This window comes from Synechococcus sp. W70.1, from assembly GCF_047461515.1.
Taxonomy (GTDB): Bacteria; Cyanobacteriota; Cyanobacteriia; order Thermostichales; family Thermostichaceae; genus Thermostichus.
Genome location: NZ_JANSHH010000034.1, coordinates 71,655 through 92,721 on the forward strand (window position 1 = coordinate 71,655; position 21,067 = coordinate 92,721).

General features: G+C 58.6%; 20 protein-coding genes and 1 tRNA gene. 12 read left to right on the forward strand and 9 right to left on the reverse strand.

The features are described 5' to 3' along the window. Positions 1–50 precede the first annotated feature (50 nt). From fusA to dapB, 4 genes are all read left to right on the forward strand, one after another. The gene (gene fusA, locus NW808_RS10080) at positions 51–2,180 is read left to right on the forward strand and encodes an elongation factor G (RefSeq protein WP_414421131.1); all 2,130 of its coding nucleotides are present in this window, start codon (positions 51–53) and stop codon (positions 2,178–2,180) included. 18 nt (positions 2,181–2,198) lie between these two features. Next, a complete protein-coding gene (tuf, locus tag NW808_RS10085; RefSeq protein WP_414410205.1) occupies positions 2,199–3,428 on the forward strand; it encodes an elongation factor Tu in 1,230 nt (409 codons plus the stop codon). Positions 3,429–3,519: 91 nt separating this feature from the next. Further along, positions 3,520–3,837, forward strand: a complete 318-nt coding sequence (gene rpsJ / locus NW808_RS10090) for a 30S ribosomal protein S10 (protein WP_414396025.1) — start codon at positions 3,520–3,522, stop codon at positions 3,835–3,837. 121 nt (positions 3,838–3,958) lie between these two features. Further along, the gene (dapB, locus tag NW808_RS10095; RefSeq protein WP_414421132.1) at positions 3,959–4,732 is read left to right on the forward strand and encodes a 4-hydroxy-tetrahydrodipicolinate reductase; all 774 of its coding nucleotides are present in this window, start codon (positions 3,959–3,961) and stop codon (positions 4,730–4,732) included. Here the strand turns inward: dapB and NW808_RS10100 are convergent. The 3 genes from NW808_RS10100 to NW808_RS10110 form a co-directional block, all read right to left on the reverse strand. Next, positions 4,729–5,640 carry a methylenetetrahydrofolate reductase gene (locus NW808_RS10100; RefSeq protein ID WP_414410204.1) on the reverse strand — a complete coding sequence of 304 codons (912 nt, stop codon included), beginning with the start codon at positions 5,638–5,640 and terminating at the stop codon, positions 4,729–4,731. The two genes, dapB and NW808_RS10100, sit on opposite strands and share 4 nt — an antisense overlap. A gap of 182 nt (positions 5,641–5,822) precedes the next feature. Further along, positions 5,823–5,954 carry a hypothetical protein gene (locus NW808_RS10105; RefSeq protein WP_414421098.1) on the reverse strand — a complete coding sequence of 44 codons (132 nt, stop codon included), beginning with the start codon at positions 5,952–5,954 and terminating at the stop codon, positions 5,823–5,825. A 21-nt stretch (positions 5,955–5,975) separates the two neighbouring features. Continuing rightward, positions 5,976–6,047 (reverse strand) — tRNA-Met (locus NW808_RS10110). A gap of 73 nt (positions 6,048–6,120) precedes the next feature. On the opposite strand from NW808_RS10110, the gene NW808_RS10115 reads away from it, so the two are divergent. Next, a complete protein-coding gene (locus tag NW808_RS10115) occupies positions 6,121–6,672 on the forward strand; it encodes a GDYXXLXY domain-containing protein (protein WP_414421099.1) in 552 nt (183 codons plus the stop codon). A 35-nt stretch (positions 6,673–6,707) separates the two neighbouring features. On the opposite strand, the gene NW808_RS10120 is transcribed toward NW808_RS10115, so the two are convergent. The 3 genes from NW808_RS10120 to NW808_RS10130 are packed head-to-tail and all read right to left on the reverse strand — an operon-like array spanning position 6,708 to position 10,966. After that, on the reverse strand, positions 6,708–7,367 hold the full coding sequence (locus tag NW808_RS10120) for a Rho termination factor (RefSeq protein ID WP_414421133.1): 660 nt from the start codon (positions 7,365–7,367) through the stop codon (positions 6,708–6,710). After that, entirely contained in the window at positions 7,345–8,727 is a 1,383-nt protein-coding gene (locus tag NW808_RS10125) for an AAA family ATPase (protein ID WP_414421100.1), read from the reverse strand. Before NW808_RS10125 ends, NW808_RS10120 begins: the two co-directional genes overlap by 23 nt. Before the next feature lie 46 nt (positions 8,728–8,773). Continuing rightward, positions 8,774–10,966 carry a phosphoketolase gene (locus tag NW808_RS10130; protein ID WP_414421101.1) on the reverse strand — a complete coding sequence of 731 codons (2,193 nt, stop codon included), beginning with the start codon at positions 10,964–10,966 and terminating at the stop codon, positions 8,774–8,776. Positions 10,967–11,485: 519 nt separating this feature from the next. Here NW808_RS10130 and NW808_RS10135 point away from each other — a divergent pair. After that, positions 11,486–11,956, forward strand: coding sequence for a hypothetical protein (locus tag NW808_RS10135; protein WP_414421102.1), 471 nt, complete (start codon positions 11,486–11,488; stop codon positions 11,954–11,956). A gap of 70 nt (positions 11,957–12,026) precedes the next feature. Here the strand turns inward: NW808_RS10135 and hemE are convergent, their stop codons facing one another. Further along, positions 12,027–13,127 carry a uroporphyrinogen decarboxylase gene (gene hemE / locus NW808_RS10140; RefSeq protein ID WP_414421103.1) on the reverse strand — a complete coding sequence of 367 codons (1,101 nt, stop codon included), beginning with the start codon at positions 13,125–13,127 and terminating at the stop codon, positions 12,027–12,029. Between the two features lie 230 nt (positions 13,128–13,357). Between hemE and crtE the strand changes: the two genes are divergently transcribed. From crtE to NW808_RS10160, 4 genes are all read left to right on the forward strand, one after another. After that, the gene (gene crtE / locus NW808_RS10145) at positions 13,358–14,251 is read left to right on the forward strand and encodes a geranylgeranyl diphosphate synthase CrtE (protein WP_414405190.1); all 894 of its coding nucleotides are present in this window, start codon (positions 13,358–13,360) and stop codon (positions 14,249–14,251) included. A gap of 48 nt (positions 14,252–14,299) precedes the next feature. Continuing rightward, positions 14,300–14,761 (forward strand): divergent PAP2 family protein, encoded by a 462-nt coding sequence (locus NW808_RS10150; protein ID WP_414421104.1) that lies wholly within the window; start codon positions 14,300–14,302, stop codon positions 14,759–14,761. A 39-nt stretch (positions 14,762–14,800) separates the two neighbouring features. Beyond that, positions 14,801–15,400, forward strand: a complete 600-nt coding sequence (locus NW808_RS10155) for a hypothetical protein (RefSeq protein WP_414421105.1) — start codon at positions 14,801–14,803, stop codon at positions 15,398–15,400. 280 nt (positions 15,401–15,680) lie between these two features. Then, positions 15,681–16,508 (forward strand): DUF1350 family protein, encoded by an 828-nt coding sequence (locus NW808_RS10160; protein ID WP_414396045.1) that lies wholly within the window; start codon positions 15,681–15,683, stop codon positions 16,506–16,508. Here the strand turns inward: NW808_RS10160 and NW808_RS10165 are convergent. Both NW808_RS10165 and ribD read right to left on the reverse strand, forming a co-directional pair. Next, positions 16,505–16,750: a hypothetical protein gene (locus tag NW808_RS10165; RefSeq protein WP_414421106.1), complete on the reverse strand. Its 246-nt coding sequence runs from the start codon at positions 16,748–16,750 to the stop codon at positions 16,505–16,507. The two genes, NW808_RS10160 and NW808_RS10165, sit on opposite strands and share 4 nt — an antisense overlap. 79 nt (positions 16,751–16,829) lie before the next feature. Then, positions 16,830–17,957: a bifunctional diaminohydroxyphosphoribosylaminopyrimidine deaminase/5-amino-6-(5-phosphoribosylamino)uracil reductase RibD gene (gene ribD, locus NW808_RS10170; protein WP_414421107.1), complete on the reverse strand. Its 1,128-nt coding sequence runs from the start codon at positions 17,955–17,957 to the stop codon at positions 16,830–16,832. A 121-nt stretch (positions 17,958–18,078) separates the two neighbouring features. Here ribD and NW808_RS10175 point away from each other — a divergent pair, with 121 nt between their 5' ends. Together NW808_RS10175 and NW808_RS10180 are read left to right on the forward strand one after the other, a co-directional pair. Continuing rightward, positions 18,079–19,677 carry a glucose-6-phosphate isomerase gene (locus NW808_RS10175; RefSeq protein ID WP_414396049.1) on the forward strand — a complete coding sequence of 533 codons (1,599 nt, stop codon included), beginning with the start codon at positions 18,079–18,081 and terminating at the stop codon, positions 19,675–19,677. A gap of 110 nt (positions 19,678–19,787) precedes the next feature. Next, positions 19,788–20,939 (forward strand): glucose-6-phosphate dehydrogenase assembly protein OpcA, encoded by a 1,152-nt coding sequence (locus NW808_RS10180; protein ID WP_414421108.1) that lies wholly within the window; start codon positions 19,788–19,790, stop codon positions 20,937–20,939. The last annotated feature ends 128 nt before the right edge of the window (positions 20,940–21,067 follow it).

Genomic DNA, 21,067 nt, shown 5'->3' on the forward strand with positions numbered 1-21,067 from the left:
GGTTTTTTAGTTTGCCTAGGTCGCAGGGCGACGAGGATTGGGAGGTTAACGTGGCGCGCACAGTTCCCCTAGAGCGAGTCCGCAATATCGGCATCGCAGCTCACATCGATGCCGGCAAGACCACGACGACGGAGCGGATTCTTTTTTATTCGGGCCTGGTGCATAAGATGGGCGAGGTTCACGAGGGAACCACGGTAACCGACTGGATGGAACAGGAACGGGAACGGGGTATCACCATCACGGCTGCAGCCATCACCACCCGCTGGACAAAGCGGGATCCGGAAAACCCCTCCCAGCCTCTTGCCGGTGCGCCAGTGTACACCATCAACATCATCGATACACCCGGCCACGTGGACTTCACCATTGAGGTGGAGCGCTCCATGCGGGTGCTGGACGGCGTGATTGCTGTCTTTGACTCCGTAGCAGGCGTGCAGCCGCAGTCAGAGACGGTCTGGCGCCAAGCCAATCGCTACAACGTGCCCCGCATTGCTTTTGTTAACAAAATGGATCGCATGGGGGCCAATTTCCTCAAGGTTTGCAACCAGATCCGGGAGCGCCTTAAAGCCAATGCCGTTCCCATTCAATTGCCTGTTGGGGCAGAGGAAGAATTCCGCGGCATCGTTGATCTGGTGCGCAGGCGGGCCTACATCTACATGGATGAGCTTGGCAAGGACATTCGCTCCGAGCCGATCCCAGAGGGAATGAAGGATCTGGCAGCAGAGTACCGGGCCAAGCTGGTGGAAGCGGTAGCTGAAGTCGATGAAACCCTGATGGAAAAGTATTTTGCCGAGGAGGACTTGAGCGAAGCAGATTTAATACTAGGTCTGCGCAAGGGCACCATCAGCGGTCAAATTGTGCCGATGCTCTGCGGCTCTGCCTTTAAGAACAAGGGCATCCAGATGCTTCTGGATGCAGTGGTGGATTACCTCCCCTCTCCCATCGACATTCCAGCCATCAAGGGCATACTGCCGGATGGCACAGAGGTGTCACGCAAGGCCAGTGACGAGGAGCCTTTCTCCGCCCTTGCCTTTAAGCTGATGAGCGACAAGTATGGAGATCTCACCTTTATTCGCGTCTACTCCGGCGTTCTGACCAAGGGCACTTACGTGCTCAACTCTACCAAAAACAAGAAAGAGCGCATCTCGCGACTGGTGGTGCTCAAGGCAGATGAGCGTCTGGATGTAGATGAGCTGCGGGCAGGGGATCTGGGAGCGGTGCTGGGCCTGAAGGACACCACCACCGGCGACACCCTCTGCGACGAAAATGCTCCGGTGATCCTAGAATCCCTCTACATCCCCGAGCCGGTCATCTCCGTGGCCATTGAGCCCAAAACCAAGGCGGATGTTGACAAGCTCTCGAGGGCGCTGCAGGCCCTGGCCAAGGAAGATCCCACCTTCCGCGTCTCGGTGGATCCAGAAACCAACCAAACCATTATCTCCGGCATGGGCGAGCTCCACCTGGAGATTCTGGTAGACCGAATGCTGCGGGAGTTCAACGTGGAGGCCAACGTCGGCAACCCGCAGGTGGCCTACCGCGAAACCATCCGCAAGGCCGTCAGCCGTGTGGAAGGGAAGTTTATCCGCCAAACTGGTGGCCGCGGCCAGTATGGCCACGTGGTGATTGATTTGGAGCCGGCAGAGCCAGGTACAGGCTTCGAGTTTATCTCAAAAATTGTGGGTGGGGCCATTCCTAAGGAATACATTCCACCGGCTGAGCAAGGGATCCGCGAAGCCTGCGAGTCTGGCGTACTGGCTGGCTATCCGCTGATTGATATCCGCGTCACCCTGGTGGACGGCTCCTTCCACGAGGTGGACTCTAGCGAGATGGCCTTTAAGATTGCCGGTTCACTGGCTCTCAAGGAAGCCGCTCGCAGAGCCAACCCCGTACTCTTGGAGCCCGTGATGAAGGTGGAGGTGGAAGTGCCCGAAGCCTTTGTCGGGGATGTCATTGGGGATATCAACGCCCGCCGCGGCCAGCTGGAGGGGATGACTACCGAAGGTGGCACTTCCAAGGTCACCGCCAAGGTTCCCTTGGCAGAGATGTTTGGCTATGCCACCGACATCCGCTCCAAGACGCAAGGGCGGGGTATCTTTACGATGGAGTTTAGCCACTACGAGGAAGTTCCTCGCAATATCGCGGAAGCCATCATTGCCAAAAGCAAAGGAAACGTAGCTAACTGAAAAAGGAAGTGAGGATTCATGGCACGCCCTAAGTTCGAACGCACCAAACCCCACGTTAATGTTGGCACCATTGGCCACGTGGACCATGGTAAGACGACGTTGACCGCCGCCATTACCATGACCTTGGCTGCCCTCGGCCAAGCGACGCCCAAGCGCTACGACGAGATTGACGCGGCGCCCGAGGAGAGAGCCCGCGGTATCACCATCAACACGGCCCACGTGGAGTACCAGACAGAGAAGCGTCACTACGCCCACGTGGACTGCCCTGGCCACGCTGACTACGTAAAAAACATGATCACAGGGGCAGCCCAGATGGACGGGGCCATCCTGGTGGTGTCGGCGGCAGATGGACCCATGCCGCAGACGCGGGAGCACATCCTGCTGGCCCGCCAGGTAGGAGTGCCCAACATCGTCGTCTTCCTCAACAAGGTAGATATGGTGGACGACGAGGAGCTGCTGGAGCTGGTAGAGCTGGAGGTGCGGGAGCTCCTGTCCAAGTACGATTTCCCCGGCGACGAAATCCCGATTGTCAGGGGATCGGCTCTTAAGGCTTTGGAGAAAATGCAAGCCAACCCCAAAACCCAGCGGGGTGAGGATCCGTGGGTGGACAAGATCCATGAGTTGATGGATGCGGTCGACTCCTACATCCCGACGCCAGTGCGGGAAGTAGACAAGCCCTTCCTGATGGCAATAGAAGATGTCTTCTCGATTACAGGTCGTGGCACGGTGGCAACCGGCCGAATTGAGCGCGGCCGCATCAAGGTGGGGGATACGGTAGAGATCGTGGGGCTGCGCGAGACCCGCTCCACCACGGTGACGGGTCTGGAGATGTTCCAGAAGACGCTGGACGAGGGGATTGCAGGCGACAACGTCGGCGTTTTGCTGCGGGGTATTCAGAAAAACGAAGTGGAGCGGGGCATGGTCCTAGCCCAGCCCAAAACCATCACCCCCCACACCCAGTTCGAGTCGGAGGTTTATGTCCTCACCAAAGAAGAGGGGGGCCGCCACACACCCTTCTTTGCGGGCTATCGTCCCCAGTTCTACGTGCGTACCACCGACGTCACGGGCACCATTTCCTCCTTTACGGCTGACGATGGCTCGAAGCCGGAGATGGTGATGCCGGGCGACCGCGTTAGGATGACGGTGGAGCTCATCCGACCCATTGCCATTGAGCAGGGGATGCGCTTTGCCATCCGCGAAGGCGGTCGGACAGTTGGAGCTGGGGTAGTCTCCAAGATCCTGAAGTAAGCTACTGGCTCGCAGCAGGGATTGGGCGCTGGTTACTCCAGAGGACTCGATCCCTGTTGCCTTTTAAGTACACCCTACTCTCTCTTCAAGTATGGCTACTTTAACCCAACAAAAAATTCGCATCCGCTTGCAGGCCTACGACCATCGGCTGCTGGATACTTCCTGCGCCAAAATTGTGGATACAGCCCGCCGAACAGAGGCAGTGCCAGTGGGGCCAATTCCGCTGCCGACGCGGCGGCGCCTTTACTGTGTGCTGCGTTCCCCTCATATAGACAAGGACTCGCGGGAACATTTTGAAATCCGCACCCACCGGCGCATTATCGATATCTATTCCCCCTCCTCCAAGACTATCGATGCTTTGATGAAGCTAGATCTGCCGGCAGGGGTAGACATTGAGGTGAAGTTGTGATGGCCTGGGCAGGGATCTCTAGCGCTCCAAGGCAAGGGGGCAGGCGGTGGCGACGGCAGTCGAGCAAGAAGGACAAAATTCTGAGCCCATCCCCGTCTTAGTGGTAGGAGCCCTGGGCAGGATGGGGAGGGAGGTGGTGCGAGCAGTGGCCCAAACCCCCGACATGAGGTTGGTGGGAGCAGTGGCTCGTTCGCACCTAGGCGCAGATATTGGCGAGGTGCTAGGGCTAGGAGCGTTGGGAGTGGCCATTAGCGACGACCTGGCAGGGCAGCTGCTGCGGCTGTCGCAGCGGAGTACCCGAGGCGTCATGGTGGACTTCACCCATCCTAGCTCTGTGTACGAAAACGTCCGCTCGGCAATTGCCTTTGGGGTGCGGCCAGTGGTGGGGACAACCGGCCTAACGCCGGAGCAACTGGAGCGGCTGCGGGATCTAGCGGACAAGGCTGGCGTGGGCTGCCTCATTGCGCCTAACTTTGCCATCGGCATGATCCTGCTGCAGCAGATGGCGCTGCAGGCGGCTCAATATTTCGATCACGTGGAGATCGTCGAGCTGCACCACAACCGCAAGGCCGATGCCCCCAGTGGCACAGCTCTGCAGACGGCCCAGCGGCTGGGACAACTGGGCAAGGCGTTCAACCCCCCCGAGGTGGAAGAAAGGGAGCTGATCCCCGGCTCGCGGGGTGGGATCCCTGGCCCCAACATCCCCATCCACAGCGTTCGCCTGCCGGGGTTGGTCGCCCACCAGGAAGTAATCTTCGGCGGCATGGGGCAGACGCTCACCCTAAGACACGACATCACCGACCGCGTGGCCTTTATGCCGGGGGTGATCCTGGGCATCCGTAAGGTGTTGCAGCTCAAGGGATTGGTCTACGGGCTGGAGCAGGTGTTGAGCTAGTTGCTAAGAGGTGGGATCCCGGCCTCGTCAAGGATGCGGGGGATGAGATGTTCGGTCTTGACGGCCATCAGGTGCACGCCGTTGCAGATCTGGCGGGCCTGGCGCACTTGTTCGGCGGCAATGCGAATCCCTTCTTCCAGGGGGTCGGGAGCCTTGGCCAGCCGCTGGATGATGGCCTCCGGAATCTGCACCCCCGGCAAGTTGCGGTTGATGAACAGGGCGTTTTTGGCAGACTTGAGCAGAAAGATACCGGCCAGGATGGGCTTGCCGGCAGGGCGCCCCAGCTTGTCCATGAAGCGCTCCAGTTGGTCGAAGTCGGTCACCATCTGGCTCTGGAAAAACTGGGCCCCGTGCTCCAGCTTGCGGTAGAAGCGCCGCTCCAGGCCCGAAAAGCTAGGGGATTGTGGCTCCACCGCTGCCCCCGGAAACAGGCAGGTGCCGCCGTCAGGAAGGGGTTTGCCGTTGCAGTCAAGGCCGCTGTTGAGGCGCTGGATAAGCTGCAGCAGGCGCACCGACTCCAGGTCAAAGACGGCTCGAGCATCGGGGCAATCCCCGACGTGGATGGGATCCCCCGTCAGGGCAAGAACATTGCGCAGTCCAAGAGCCGAAGCTCCTAGCAGATCCCCCTGGAGAGCCAAGCGGTTGCGATCCCGGCAGGCCAGTTGCAGGATGGGCTCAATGCCCGCTTGATGCAGCAGCAGGGAGGCGGCCAAGGGGCTCATGCGGGCAACAGCCCGGTTGGAGTCAGTTATGTTGATGGCGTGCACCCGCTGTTTGAGCTGCTGGGCCAAAGCCAGCATGGCAGTGGTGTCGGATCCCTTGGGTGGGGTGATCTCGGCGGTGAGCAGAAATTCTCCCCGCTGAATGGCTTGAGCAAAGCGCGATGGCGGTGAGCAAGTCAAGGCCACAGTTTTAAGAAGAGAAAGCAGTGCGCTGGCCTATTATCGATCGTTTGAGAGAGTTTTTCTAGCTAAGGCATTGCTTTTTCTCAGAGCAGGGGTAAAAGCTGGGGGCTGTAAGGACTCCGTCCCGCTGGCGCGAACATAGCCCTACAGTTGGCAAGCCACCCGCGAGCCTCTAGCGGGCTGGTTTACAGCAGCCCCCAAAAGCGCAGTCTCATTTCTTCCCAGCCACAATGCCCACACCCTAACCTCTTCCTGCGCTGCTGGATAGGCAGATCCTTGGAGCAGGCTTGACTAGTGTATCTGGGATTCACCAGCACTACGCTAACCTCTTCTTGGGATGGCTCAGGCGTGATTTGAACACGCGACCCAGGGCTTATGAGTCCCCTGCTCTACCGCTGAGCTACTGAGCCAGGGAGGTGCTTAGCCTAGAATAGCATCTCTGCATTGAAATTGCTCCCTAAAAATTGCTCTCCCCGGCTATCTGTGTCAACTCCTTCTCCCCAGGGATCCCTACGGCGATTTTGGCTAGCCCTGCTGCTACAGGTGGGCCTGGTTGCACTGGTACCAGCCCGGAAAGCGCTTACCCTCGCCACCGGCACCCCCATCTACTTGCAGATTGCTCCTGTGGATCCCTATGACCTCTTGCGGGGCCGCTACGTAGCTTTGAGCTACACCGTTGCCCAGTTTTCCACTTTGGAGAAGCTACCTGGCTGGTCACCTGAGCTGAGTAGGCCAGGGATCCTCTACCTGCGCTTGGCCCCTCCCAATGGGGATCCCGCTCAACCCTGGCAGGCCATCGGCATCAGCCGCGACCGACCCAGGGAGCTGCAACCTAAAGAGGTTGTCCTACAAGGGTGGTTTGATGGTGGGCAGCTTAGGTTTGGGATCGAAGAGTTTTTCATTTCGGAAGCGCTGGGAGATGTTCTGGAACTAGAGATCCGCCGCCACCCAGAAACACTGCGAGCAGAGGTGAAGGTGGATCCCTGGGGCCAAGCAGCGCTGGTGGGCCTTTGGGTAGGAGAACAGCGGTACTAAGAGAAGAGTAAAGCTGGTCTTGCTCTGCCGCCCTTCTAGCCCTCTTTCTTTTTCCGAGAGCGAGTTGCGCTTGTTCTCTTGGCACTGGTAGATGCCGTGGATTTTTTAGACGACTTCTTCTGGCTAGGAGGTGGCGCTGTAGGAGCTAGAAAAAATACTTCTTTCAGGGCCTCCAACTTTTTGCCTCGTGTAATTTTGCACCCCAGCTTGGTTATGGGGGTTAAGTCCTGCCACCAGCTCCTATCTGCCTCCGCAATTCGCGCGGCTGCAATGGTTATATCAACTCCCTTAAGGGGGGTGCCGGGCTGCTCGGCCAGGTATCTCAACGCGGCCAAGATAGTTTCTCTCGGGGCCTCTGTCAGATTCACCTTTGGGACAATTTCTCTGGTGAGGATTTGGGCCTGCTTAACCTGCTCTGGATCAGGATCAACAACAATGCACCAGAGCCTCTCCAGCCCTGCCTCTCGAGCAACTGCATAGACAAAATGGTTACCAATGGCCTTGTACTGATAGTTGCCAGCCTCGGCCACCAGCAGAGGAACCCAGTTGTGTCCTCCTGTTGCCCTTAGCTGATCTGCGGCTGCGGCAACAAGAAAGGAGGGGGCAGAAAACCCATCGGCGGGCGTAATGCTCTCAAGGGGTAAGTTAACCAACCTACCTAGATCTGAAAACTCACTCATCGATAAAGTACTCACGGGCAAGACTCTGGTAGTATTCTAAAACTTTCCTGTGCCTAAAGACGGCAGGAACTCGTTCATACTTTGCAGAGGATATCACTGCAGAGTCAGGCATCCTAAAAATGCTTTTGTTTTCATTACCTTTCTTAAAATGCGGCCAGAAATGAAGTAGATCTACACTTTTCTCCTGGTTGATAAGCTTCCATATCTCTTTGTTAGCTAGTTGAATAGTGTGTTCACTTCTCGAAGAGACGCCGTTGAAAAAGGCAGGCAAAGCAATAGGGCCACCATCCTGTCGTGACCTAGCAGTTTCTGGAATAAACTGGGTGATTACTCTAGCAGCATTATTCAGGGAAGACAGATCGTCGGGGCGAGTAGGTATCAAAATAACATCGGCAGCAAAAACACCACTTTGGCTGAAGTAAAGCCATTGAGTTGGGCAGTCGATTAGGATGTAATCATACTCATTGCGAAGAGGGGCAATGAGATCGCGAAGGCGCCGAGTTCCCTTTGGGATATATGCTACTGCCCGGCTATCAGTCAACGTCTCTAGTTCAGGGTCTCTTGGGATAATGTCGAAGATGGGAAGGGTACTCTGCTTGCCTTTGAGTCTGTCAAAGATTTCGAAGATGGAAAATATAATCCGTTTACCCTCGAGTCTATATGTTTGGACAATGGCATGGACGTCTATTTTGGGATCCTTTAAACATTGCGTCAGTGTAATTTTTCCAGGAGTGACTCCCAAACTTCCTGTCAGATCACCCTGAGAATCAAAGTCAACAACTAAGACCTTTTTTCCCTTGGTTGCTAGTGCTGCCGCAAGGTTAATGACCGTCGTTGTTTTGCCTACGCCCCCTTTATTGTTATACACGCATACAGTCAGAGCGCGCTCATAGTTTTCTATCTTGTCTCGCAAGTTACGCACTATGCTCTCAATGTTATCTGAGCTAATATCAAGGTTTGCTGTAGCAGGGTGAACGACTTTTCCATGCTTCCTCCAAAGCTGGATGTTATTTGCATTGGTGATAATTCCCCATTTTGCAGATTTGCAGTTCTTGGCAAGCAAGTAACTTTCTATCTGACAAACTGCATCTCTATAGTAAGATCCTTCTCTGAGATTAACTGCTCTAGATTTTGCCTCCAAAAGCAAGTAGGGATTCTTCGGGGATCTAAGGAAAGTATCTTCAGGATCTCCGTTCTTTCTTGCTGCGAGATCGACCTGGCCGCAACCTGTCTCAAATTCATATCTAATTTCCGACTCGTCAAAGCCAAGCGCCTTCAGGAGAGGAACAGCAAAGTGTTGGACAACAACTCGCTCTACCCTCTCGGTGGGAGATATACTCTCAAGCTTCTCTCGGAGATAGCTAGCCTCAGTCATAGGAAAAAATAAGGTGGACAATGCTGACCAAGCTAAAAGCTCGCCCTCAGCATAGCAGTTGCTTGGCTCGTTCTGCTAGTGCCTGAGCTGTCAGGCCGTTGTAGTCCATGAGCTCAGTAGGGGTGGCGGTGGTTTCGCCGCGTTTCCAGGCAAAGATGTCGCGCGGGCCAGTGTAGCGCAGCAACAGGGGCTCCAACATCAGGCTGGATCCGCCGGTTACGCCAATAAGGGCCTCGCCGGCAAACCAGGCAGCAAACTCCTGGTCAGACATGAACTCCCCATCAGCTTGGGCACAGGTGGACCAGGCCACGTCGACGGGGCGATAGAGGCGGCGGGGGTTGACCACAGAGACAATTTTGCTGCCGATCCCCTGGGCCTTGAGCTGTTCAGCGGCGGCAAAGACGGGCAGGAGGATCATATCTCCCACCACGGCAAAGACCACGGTGCGGGAGCCAGGCAGTTCCTGCAGCACAGTGCAACCCTGCTCCACTGCTTGGCGGGCTTGTTCTAGGGTGGTGCGGATGGGCAAGGGGGTTTTGCTGGCAAAGATCGGGATCCCTTTGTTGAAGGTCGATAAGGCCCACTCGTAGGCAGCTTGGGCGCAGTTGGCGTCGGGGGGAAAGAGGGGGAAAATGTTGCCGTTGCGCATCATGGCCGCTAGGTAGGCCTCAATTTCCGGCCGCTGGTGGGTCCAGCCGTTGCGTCCCTGCTCCAACGCTCCAGCCGTGAAGAGAGCAATAGCGGAAGGAGTGGGGCGGCGCAGCTCCGCCATCGCCTGGGTTACCGTCTGCCAGATGGGCAAGCCGTTGACGGCAAAGGCTTCGTAGGAGCACCAGAGGGAGCGCCCGCCAAAGAGTGCCAGGCCCCCTGTCAAGCCAGCGCAGGCATCTTCGCTCAGGGGTTCGTAGACCTGCCCTTGGGGCTGTTGGTTGTAGAGAGGATCCACTGTGGGGTGGATGACTTTCAGGCCCTGGTTGACATTGGCAAGACCAGAGGCCTCGTTGCCATCGGCATTGGCTACCAGAAAGTCAGGGTCTTTCTGCCCCACCTGCACCACCAAGGCGCCGATGGCAGTGGTGGAGACTTGCTTATCGCCGAGGGGGAACTCGGTTAAGTTCAGGGATCCCAAAGGCGGCAAGGGCCGGACGGACTCCGTGACAGCTACCTTGGCGGCTGGTCCACCGGCTGCCCGCTCGCAGTTTTGGCGCACCAAAGCCCAAGCGGCTGGGTGGAGGGCCCGTGCCTGCAGAGCGGCCACGATGTCGGGGTGATCCAAGGTGTGGTGGGCATAGAGGTTGTGGGATTTGGATCCCTTGGCGTGTACGCCCGCTCCTTTGAGTTGTTTGAGGATGAAAACCGTCAGATGTCCGCTCAGCGCTGACTGGATGGCCCGCTCCATCTCGGTCAGTACCCTCTGGGCAAAGGCCAGACGGGCTTCCAGAGAAAATTGGGTGCTATCCACATAGGGGCCGGGCTGCTGGGCATCGTCGAAGTCCTTGGCGTCGACTAGCACCACTTCCTCAAAGCCATTGCCCCGCCAGTACTCGACCATTTGAGCGTTGGTGAAGGTCGAGATCATGCTGTGGTGCTCTTGGCTATAGCCGTTCCAGACCAGCACCGGCAGGAAGTTGGTGCGCTGCGGGAAGGCGGTGTGAAAGTGGATCATGGAGCTCATCACGTAGGGCTCCCCCAAGCCCCCATCGCCGATGGTGACGGGGAAGAGCCGATCCGGGTAGAGCAAGGCGGCGGCCATGGCAAAATGCTGCCCCTGCCCGAGGGGCCCTGCTGGCGCTAGCAGGCCGGGGATGTAGCCAGAGAGGTGACCCAGCAGCCCTTCCCGTTCCCGGAAGCGAGCCTGGAGGTCGGAGACGGTGTGGATGCCCATCTCCGCCAGCGATCCATCCAAGAACATGGCGGCATAGAAGCCGGGCGCGTGGTGGCCCACCTCGGTAGGGATGTTCTTTTGGCCCAGGTACACCAAAGCGGCATAGGCTTCCGCTTGGCTGGCAAATCCGCCCGGGTGGCCCGAGGCTTTGCTGGCGGTCATCTGCAGGGTGAGGTAGCGCAGCGCATCGGCATAGAGCAAGGTCTGGTAGGCGGCCATACGGCTGCCGGGATCCCGCAGCTTGCCTGTGGCAGCATCCACTGCAGGTTCCTGGCCCAGGCGGTCGAATTCCGGCCAGGGATCGCCAAAGTAGCGGATCCCTTGGCAGAAGGCGGGAATTGGGGCAGTTGTCATCGGCCAAGCCTCACTCTTGTCAGGTCAATCCTCACTTTAAACCGGATGAGGCTTTTCGGAGGTTTTAAGCCGAACTCTTCTAGCCGCCACTCTCCCTTGCGCCTCTGGCTTGGGCAGGCAAAAGGTTGCGCGGTCTATCTTCCTCATCGACGACAGAGACTGGGGCAGAGATGGGCTGCTCTTGCTGTTGCCTACAACATCTAGTGTCTCAAACTCCTTGGCTGCTTATTTTTCCACAATATGTAGATCAAAGACGGCAGATGCTCAACCAGTTTGCTTGACCTTTATCGTGGAGACATCTTGAAAGCGAAGACCCATGTCCCTTTTGGAAAAGCTGTGATACATTCAAGGGAGGCTAGAGCGGGATCTTTAAGGAGCCTGCAGCCCTTGGCAAAGAAAGGGAGAGGTCATCCTGTGGTAGCTTGAGTTTCGCAAAGTCTTTGGATTTTCTTTGCCCTAATTGAGGATTCAACACAACTTCCCGACCCACCTACTTTGTGCCTCAAGACTAGCTGCCCTATGACCGAGAGTCGTCCTTGTGCTCCCTGCATTGTCGACAGCGGAATTTTGGTTAACAAGCGGGATATTTACCGTCTTTTGGCGGATTTGGGGCGGGTTCGCTACTTCGATATCGTCGAAGGTCAGGTGCAAAGGCAGGGGGAGGGCTATGTGATGGAGGTATTTCTGGATGCAACGGCGGCCACCTTGGTGGCCAATCGCAGCCTCTACCTAAACCTAAACAGCTTCGACTACGCCTGCTTGCGGGATCCCTCCCCCGCTGAGGTGGCAGAGGTGGGCACGGAACGGCCTAGCGTGGTGATCGATCTGGTGCAGGAGCACCGCATCTTGCGCTTGGTTCCCCTGTCGGATCCGCTGTCGGATCCCGCGCAACTGTGGGCAGATACTCGCGCGCTGCGGGCGGCAATGGCGGACGCCTTGGCAGCAAGCTGGAGCCTAGAAGAGGAGGACGGATCTTTCGAGCCCGATTGAAGGGGGGGATCCTCGCGCAGCGTTTCGGCAGGCTGGAGAGAAAAGGGCACCGGAGCCTGCTGGGCTTCAGTCAGGAAGCTGGCGAAGCGGCCCTCAGGAGTTCCGGCGACTGGCGCACCGTCTCGAAGAAGTAGTGGACATTGGCCTCAGGGGTGGCAGGGTGAACCCCATGCCCCAGGTTCATGATGTGCCCCCGCGAGCCCGCCTTCTGAATCACCTCCAGGGTGCGCTGGCGGATCAACTCCCGCGATCCCAGCAAGACCATTGGATCGAGGTTGCCCTGGACAGCCAGGGATCCCAGACGGGCCCTAGCTTCTGCCATGTCACTCATCCAGTCAAGGCTGAACACGTCGATACCAGCTTTACCCACCCGCTCTAGCAAGCCAGCGCTGCCGTTGATGTAGAGGATCAGCGGCACTTGGGGATACCGAGCCTTGACCTGATCCACAATCTGCTTTTGGTAGGGCAAAGCCCAGGTCTCGTAGTCGCTGGGGCTGAGCTGGCCAGCCCACGTATCAAACAACTGCACCGCTTGGGCACCGCTCTCAATTTGGTAGATCACGTAGCGGGCAATGCTATCGGCCAGCTTGCCCAGCAGCTGGTGCAAGAGCTGCGGCTGGGTGAAAGCCAAACTCTTGATGTAGGCATAGTCTTTGGAGCTGCGCCCCTCGACAGCGTAACAGGCCAAAGTCCAAGGTGAGCCAACAAAGCCCAGCAGGGTCGCCTTCCCTTCCACCTCACGGCGCAAGGTCGTAAGAATGGTTTTGATGAAGGGCAAGCTTTCTTCTGGCTCTAACAGTCGGATTTGCTCAATCTGGGCTTGGGAGCGAATTGGCGGGTCGATAATCGGCCCCTGGTTCTCCACCAGCTCAAAGGTAATGCCCATGCCCTCGAGAGGAGTGAGGATGTCGCTGAACAGGATCACGGCGTCGGGGGCAAAGGCGCGAAAGGGTTGCAAGGAGATCTCGATGGCTAGCTCCGGGATCTCGCAGCGCTGCTTGAAGGTGTACTTGCTCTGCAACTCGCGGTAGGCCGCCATGTAGCGGCCCGCCTGGCGCATCATCCAAACTGGGGGGCGATCCACCACTTCCCCGCGGGCTGCCCGTAGCAGGCGGTTGCCATCGCTATCGGGAGGAGGAGAAGCGCTGAGGTAGGCAGGTGAGTGGGACATGAAAAACTCAGCCAGTGAAGACCCTTAGTGCATCCTGACATCGAGATGACAAACAGCGCAAGCTTGCACTCCAAAGATCCCAGTACTTGCAATCCTCGCCATAAGCCAAAGCAAGCCTTGGCAGGAGGGATCCGGAGCTCGGGCGAACATGCGATAATGTCAGCCTGTGGGCCTTGTTGTAGAGCTGCCCGCCAGGGATCCTCTGAGGCTGAGTTGAGAGGAAAACCAGCTTGGTTGCCCAAACTTTCGACCTAGAAACCTACCTAAGCCAGCGGCAGCAACAGGTGGAGGAGGCCCTCTCTGCCGCGGTTAGGCCTGCTTATCCAGAACGCCTCTATGAGGCAATGCGCTATAGCCTCCTGGCAGGGGGGAAGCGCCTCAGGCCCATCCTCTGTCTAGCAGCCTGTGAGTTGGCCGGCGGCTCGGTGGAGCAGGCCATGCCTACGGCCTGTGCGCTGGAGATGATCCACACCATGTCGTTGATCCACGACGATCTGCCAGCCATGGACAACGATGATTTTCGCCGCGGCAAGCCCACCAATCATAAGGTGTTTGGTGAGGATATCGCCATTTTGGCAGGCGATGCCCTGCTGGCCTACGCTTTTGAGCATATCGCCAGCCAAACGCGGGGGGTGCCGCCGCAGCGGATCCTGGAGGTGATTGCCCGCATTGGCCATGCGGCTGCGGCAACTGGCTTGGTGGGAGGCCAGGTGGTGGATCTGGAGTCGGAGGGCAAGGCCATTTCCCTGGAAACCCTGGAGTACATCCACCGCCACAAAACCGGCGCCCTGCTAGAGGCCTCAGTGGTCTCAGGAGCGATCCTGGCCGGGGCCGATGAGGAGCTGCTGGGGCGGTTGAGCCACTATGCCCAGGATATTGGCCTAGCCTTCCAGATTGTCGACGATATTTTGGATGTCACTGCCACTAGCGAACAGTTGGGCAAAACAGCAGGCAAAGATCAAGTGGTTGCCAAAGCCACATACCCCAGCCTGCTGGGTCTAGAGGCCTCTCGGCAGAAGGCCGAAGAGCTGATCCAATCGGCTAAGCAGGCGCTGCGCCCCTATGGATCCCAGGCTGAGCCCCTGTTGGCCCTGGCAGATTTCATCGCCCGCCGCCAGCATTAACCTGCCCCCCTTGGAGGCCTTGCTCCCCTTCCTCTGCCGGAGAGCCCTATGCTGCAGCAGTTGATGGCTAACCACGTTCTCTGGGTTGCCCTGCTGGCCAGCGGGTTAGCCCAGGCCATCAAGCTCATCCTGGCCTATGTGCGCTCGGGCAAGCTCAACCTGCGGGTCTTGCTGGAGATGGGGGGGATGCCCAGCTCCCATGCGGCCCTGGTGACTGCTTTGGCCGTGGGCGTGGGGTTAGAGGAAGGTTGGGATAGCCTCCTGTTTGCAGCAACGGTGGTCTTTGCCCTGGTGGTGATGTATGATGCTGCCGGGATCCGCCAGGCTGCTGGCAAGCAGGCGCAGGTGTTGAACCGCCTCCTAGACGAATGGTTGGAAGAGAAAGGCGCCGATCGCTTCCAGGAGCCCTACCTGCGAGAGCTGCTGGGCCATACGCCCATCCAGGTGCTCGCCGGGGCAGCCCTAGGGGCGGCCTGTATTACCCTCTCGTTTGCTTTGGGCATTAGCTAAAGCTTGAGGCATCCTGGAGCCGCTGCATCAGGGATAACCATGGCCTCCAATTCCCAACCTCGTCCCCTCCAACGCTGCCCGGCCTGTGGTAAGCCCATCCCAGCCTACCGGTACAAGTCTCCCTACTGTGACTACTGCGGTTGGCGAGCTGGGGCAAAGCCGATCCCTCGAGAAGGCGGATCTGGGGGCAAGAGAGTTGAAGCCCGGGGGAGTATTCAGAGCCTCAACCTACCCCTCCTGCTGCGGCCACTGCTGAACTTCAACTTTTACCTCTATCTGGGCTGGGGGATCAGCCCTCTGTTTCCCCTGGTGGTGGATCGGCCGCTGCTGGCCGAGTCCAACTATCTGCTGCTGATCCCACTTCTATTGAGCTGGGGGCTGCTCTACCTGGCGGTGCGGGATCGGCCGCTACCCCAGGATCTGCGGCTGCCGCGTCTATTGCTGGATGTGGCATTTATCCTGCTGCCTTTCTTTCAAAGAATTAACGTCTCCAAAGCCCCTAACCGACCCTACTGGAATGCCCTGCTCATCTGGGTCATCGGGATCCTACTGCTTGCTGCGGTGTGGCTGTGGAGCTTTAGCCTGCTTCTGACGGCATTGACACTGCTGTTGACCAGCTTCTGCACGCTGCTGTTCTAGCTACGTCCCGTGGGCATAGCGCTTCATCATCGATTAGCTCACAAGCCCAGAATACAACAAATGCTTGGCATAACCACACGTATTTTGGCCAAAGTCCAGGGCCGTTCGCGCTAACTTTGCCCCGGGAAATTACTAGTGGTACTTTCACAAGGCCTCGCCAAGGCTTTCCTAGGAAGGCTTGTCCAGTTTGCCCTTCCCCTTGCAAAGAGGGGGCAATTAGGATGAAGGGGGATCCCGTTGGGAGGAATCTCAGTCAAATGGCAGGTGAGGTTGCTGCGCCATGAAACCGACTTGGCAAACGGATGGAGAGACTTGGTTTCTTTTGCCTCCCCAACCCCGCGCCGTAATCCACTTTCTAGGCGGAGCGTTTGTGGGATCTGCGCCGCAGTTTTTCTACAGCCGTCTGTTGGAAGAATTGGCCCGCATGGGCATGGCCGTTGTAGCCACTGCCTACGCCACCGACCTCGATCACGCCCAAATAGCTTTCAAGGCAGCACGATCTCTCCATAGAAGCCTGCAGAGCAAAGGCTTGATGGACTTACCCCTCTTTGGCTTGGGCCACAGCCTTGGCGGTAAGCTGCAGATCCTCTCCTGCCTAGCCCTCCCTTCTTTGGGATCCCAGCGGCGCGGCAATATTTTTTTGGCCTACAGCAATGCCGGGTTGGAGCGGGCGCTGCCGCTGTTGCAGGTGTTGGTGCAAGCGTGGCCTCAACAGCAACTCAGCGATCTGTGGCGGATGTGGATGGGATCCTCGTCACCGCCGGTAAACCTGTGGTTGGAGTTTGAGCCCTCTCCGGCAGAGACCAATCGCCTCATTGAGGAGCGGTATCCGGTGAGAAACAACCTGCTTGTAGAGTTTCAGCAGGATGATATTGACGATATTCCACTGCTCTATCAGCAACTTTCTCGCAAGTACGGGGAGCACACCGAATGGCAGCGTCTAGAGGGGGATCACCTAACTCCTCTAGGCTTTAGCTATCCTTTCCTGGTTGGGCAAGAGTTTAGCCCTGTCGACGCTCTTGCACAGCTTCTCTACCAAAACTTGCTTGCCCCCAACTACCTCCTGATCCAGCGCATCAAAGCCTGGTTGTCAGCCCAACTGGCCTAGTCGAGCCAGCTGAGATCCGAGAGGAGATCTTGGGCATAGGAGGAAGAAGAGGGGGCTTGCAGGTAAAACAACAGGCGTAGGATGTCGCTCATCAGGAAGTAACAGGTCAAGAGGCCACCAGCAGCCGTAGCCACTAAGGTTCCCGCCAGCATGCGCGAGAACTCCTGCCGCTGGAAAGCCTGCTCCATCAGGCGCAGCGCCCAAATTCCCAGCAAGACAACAATAGCAAGGATGATCGACATATCGTAATCTATGCTGTAACTTAGTGTAACATCGCTGCTGCCTACCTACCATGGGCAGGAGGCCAAGGGGTCCAAAGCCTCAGGAAGAAGCTAACCCTGCCTCAGAGGCCAGAGGGAAGGGAGCCAGCTTCCCGCTAATTAGCCAGTTGTCTCCCAAGGTCTGCAGTTGCGGCTCCAGCAGTTGCCAGCTCTGGTTGATCTCAGGGATCCCTTCCCCTTCTACGGGAGTTGGTGCGTTGGCCCCTCCCAGGATCTTGGGAGCGATGAAGGCGGCCACCTTCTGAATGGCCCCATCCTTGAGGGCTGCCCAGGCCAGGGTGCCGCCGCATTCCCAGAGGGCGCTTAGACAGCCTCGCCCAAAGAGAACCTGCGCTGCTCGAGCCGGGGTTACTCGATCCAGGTGCAGCAGCTCTACCCCTTGCTTGGCCAGGGCTCCCCAGAGGGGATGGGCCTCAGTGGCTTCGGTAATCACCAAAGTTGGCGCCTCCTCCACTTGCCACAGGTGGGCCACTGGGGGGAGGTTAAGGGAGCGGCTGAGAACCACCCGCAGAGGCTGGGATCCCTGAAAATCCGGCAGGCGGCAGGTGAGGCGGGGGTTGTCGTGCCAAACGGTTTGGGAGCCAACGATCACGGCGTCGTGCCGGGCCCGCTGGCGGTGAACCCACTCTCGTGCCAAGGGGTTGCTAATCCACTGGCTGTGGCCAGTGGTGGCGGCGCTCTTGCCGTCTAGGGTCATGGCGTATTTGAGCAGGCCAAAACACTGCTTTCGCACAATGGCAAAGGCAAAGCCCTCGTTGAGCTCTTGGCAGTCCTGCTCCAGCACCCCCACTGTCACCTCGACTCCTGCCTCTTGCAGGCGACGGATCCCTTTGCCGGCTACCAGCGGATTGGGGTCCTGCATCCCCACCACCACCCGCCGGATCCCAGCCGCCAGAATGGCCTCAGTGCAGGGGGGGGTGCGCCCATAGTGGTTGCAGGGCTCGAGGTTGACGTAGAGGGTGGCGCCCTTGGCCAGGGATCCCGCCTGCTGCAGAGCCAAGACCTCGGCATGGGGCTGGCCGGCTCCTAGATGAACACCTTCCCCCACCACCTGATCCCCCCGGACAATGACGCAAGCTACCCGCGGGTTAGGGGAGGGGCGCTGTGGTGTCGAGCGGGCTAAGGAGAGGCAGCGTTCCATCCACTGCCGGTCGGCGTCTAGGTTCATGGGAGGCGCTTTCGGGGAGCACTTTAGCAGGCGGTGTTTTGGATCCTAGCTGCTTCTTGGCAGGGAGCCGGCTGCGGCACGGCTTTGGTAAGCTGGTTACGGCTTTGGCGGCAGGGATCCTATGGACAGCCTTCAACTTTGGCAGCGCTACTGCGATTGGCTCTACTACCATCCCGAGCTGGAAATTTTTGTGGATATCAGCCGCATCCGTTTTACCCCTGCCCAAGTGGAGGCGCTGCGGCCTCTCTTTGCCCGGGCTTTTGCTGAAATGCAGGCCTTAGAAGCCGGGGCCATCGCCAACCCGGACGAAGGTCGCCAGGTGGGCCACTATTGGCTGCGGGCGCCGGAGCTGGCTCCCACTGCCGAAATCCGGCAGGCAATTCAAGACTGCGTTGAACAGGTGGAGAGCTTTGCCAAGAAGATCCACGGCGGCGTGATCCCGGCAAGTGGAGGAGGGCGTTTCACCGAGCTGCTCTGGATTGGCATTGGCGGCTCGGCCCTGGGGCCGCAATTTGTGGCGGAGGCCTTGGCTCCGCTGCAGCCGCCCTTGAACATTCACTTTATCGACAATACGGATCCCGACGGGTTTGATCGGGTGCTGGGGCGGCTAGCAGGCAAACTGGGACAGACCCTGGTGGTTGTCGCCTCCAAATCCGGTAGCACGCCCGAGTCGCGCAACGGCTTGGTGGAGGTGGCGCTGGCTTACCAAAAGGCCGGGATCCCCTTTGCCAGCCAGGCAGTAGCCGTTACCGGTCCCGGCAGCCAATTGGAGCAGCAGGCGCAGCGGGAAGGGTGGCTGGCGGTCTTCCCCATCTTCGACTGGGTGGGGGGGCGCACGTCAGAAACTTCGGCAGTAGGCCTGTTGCCGGCAGCGTTGCAGGGGATCGACATCCGGGCTTTGCTGGCCGGGGCCGCCACCATGGACGAGGCCACCCGCGTACCCCAGCTGGAGCGCAACCCCGCTGCCCTCTTGGCCATGGCTTGGTACATCGTCGGCGAGGGGCGGGGGCGCAAGGATATGGTGGTTTTACCCTACAAAGACCGCCTGGCTCTGTTTAGCCGCTACCTGCAGCAGTTGGTGATGGAGTCCCTAGGCAAGTCCCACGACCTGCAGGGCAACCTGGTGGAGCAGGGCCTCACCGTCTACGGCCACAAGGGCACCACCGATCAGCACGCCTACGTGCAGCAGTTGCGGGAGGGCTTGAACAACTTCTTCGTCACCTTCATCGAGGTGCTCCAGGATCGCGAGCCCGGGATCCCTTCCCCCTTCGTAGAGCCACTGGTAACCAGCGGCGACTACCTGGATGGCCTACTGCAGGGCACCCGCCAGGCCCTCTACGAAAACGGGCGCGACTCCATCACGGTGACGCTGCCGCGGGTGGATGCCCGCTCCGTGGGGGCCCTGATTGCCCTCTACGAACGGGCAGTGGGCCTCTACGCCTCCTTGATCCAGGTCAACGCCTATCACCAGCCGGGGGTGGAAGCCGGCAAGAAAGCGGCTAGCGCCGTCCTGCAGCTCCAGCGTCAGGTGCTGGAGGTGATGCAAGAGCAAAAGGGATCCCTGACCCTAACTCAGTTGGCAGAAAAACTGGGCTGCCCGGAGCGCATCGAAACGCTGTACTGGATTGTGCGGCATCTACACGCCAATGGCCGCGGTCTGGTGCTTGTGGGGGATCCTGGCCGACCCTTGGAGCTGAGCATCCAGCCGCGTCTGGCCTGAGGGTTTAGAAGCGGCAGCCTGAAGAAAGATCTGTATCTCACCTTAAACCCCTCCTGGGCAGCCGGTCTGTCTGCCTAGAATCAAGCAAAAGCCCACTGCAGGAGGAGACGATGGACCAACCTGCTGCCGTCCTGCCTTTGCAAGCCCCAAAAGACGTCTCCCTGGAGGAAATCGAGCAGGAGCTAAACAAAATCTGGTCCTCCAAGGAAGAGAGCGTTGCCGCCCGGGCTGCCACCTTTACCCTGGTGGTGTATGAGTCGCTAGACGATGCCCTGCTGCTGCCTTCCCCCACCGTCGAGGCCATTGCTAGCCAAAACCCCTGCCGCGTCATTGACCTGCGGGCCAAACGGGAGGGAGCCACAGACGACACCCTCGAGGCCCAGGTAGCTGCCTACTGTCCGGTGACGCGCGAACAGCGCAGCTCGCTGGTGTGTTGCGAATACATCACCCTGAAGGCACCGGAATCGGCTCTTGTGCGGGCTTGCAGCACCGTCGCCTCGCTGTTGATCCCCAACTTGCCCACCTTCCTGTGGTGGCAAGGCAACCTGGACTTGAACAGCTTGCTGTTTCAGAAGTTGGTGGCTCTAAGCAGCCGCGTCATCGTCGACTCGCGGGGCTTTGTCAATCCCGAGGAAGACTTGCAGGAGATGAATCTTCTCGTCAGCGAGGGACACCACTGCGGGGATCTCAACTGGCGCCGGCTGCTGCCCTGGCAGGAACTCACTGCCCAAGCCTTCGACCCGCCAGAGCGGCGGGAGTCTTTGTACTGGATAGATCAGGTAACCATTGACTACAAAGCCGGCAACCCCTGCCAGGCCCTCCTTTTCCTGAGCTGGCTGGCCAGCCGTCTGGGGTGGACGCCCACCGAGCGAGCGCAGAGCCGGGAACAGGACTATGAGATTGACCTCATCCGCTTCCAAACTCAAGCTGGAGGTGAGGTGAAGGCAGAGTTGGCCGCCGTACCCCTGGTCTCGGAGACTAGCCAGCCGGGGGACCTCATTGGGCTGCGCCTCACCTCGGGCAACCAGGAAGCCAACGCCTGCACTGTGCTTTGTTCGGAAACCACCGGCTGCATGCGCATGGAAGCCAGGGGAGGTGCCCAGAGATGCGTGGTTCGCCAGGTGGCACCCCTGGAGCAGGATTCCTTGGAAACGCTGCTGGCTGCCGAGTTGCAGCGGCCTGGCCCTGACTATCTTTACGAAGAAACCCTAGGCGTGGCGGCCCAGATCCTCAAGTTGAGCAAAAGCGCAGCAACGGAGTAGAGTCTTGAGCCTGCTGGAAGAAAATCGGTCTTGGGGAGACGGATCCCGTTTTATGTTCAAGCTCTACCCAACCCACTGCTTGGCCAACGAAAGCCTTGGCTGCTCAGGACGTCCCAAGAGACCTGCTC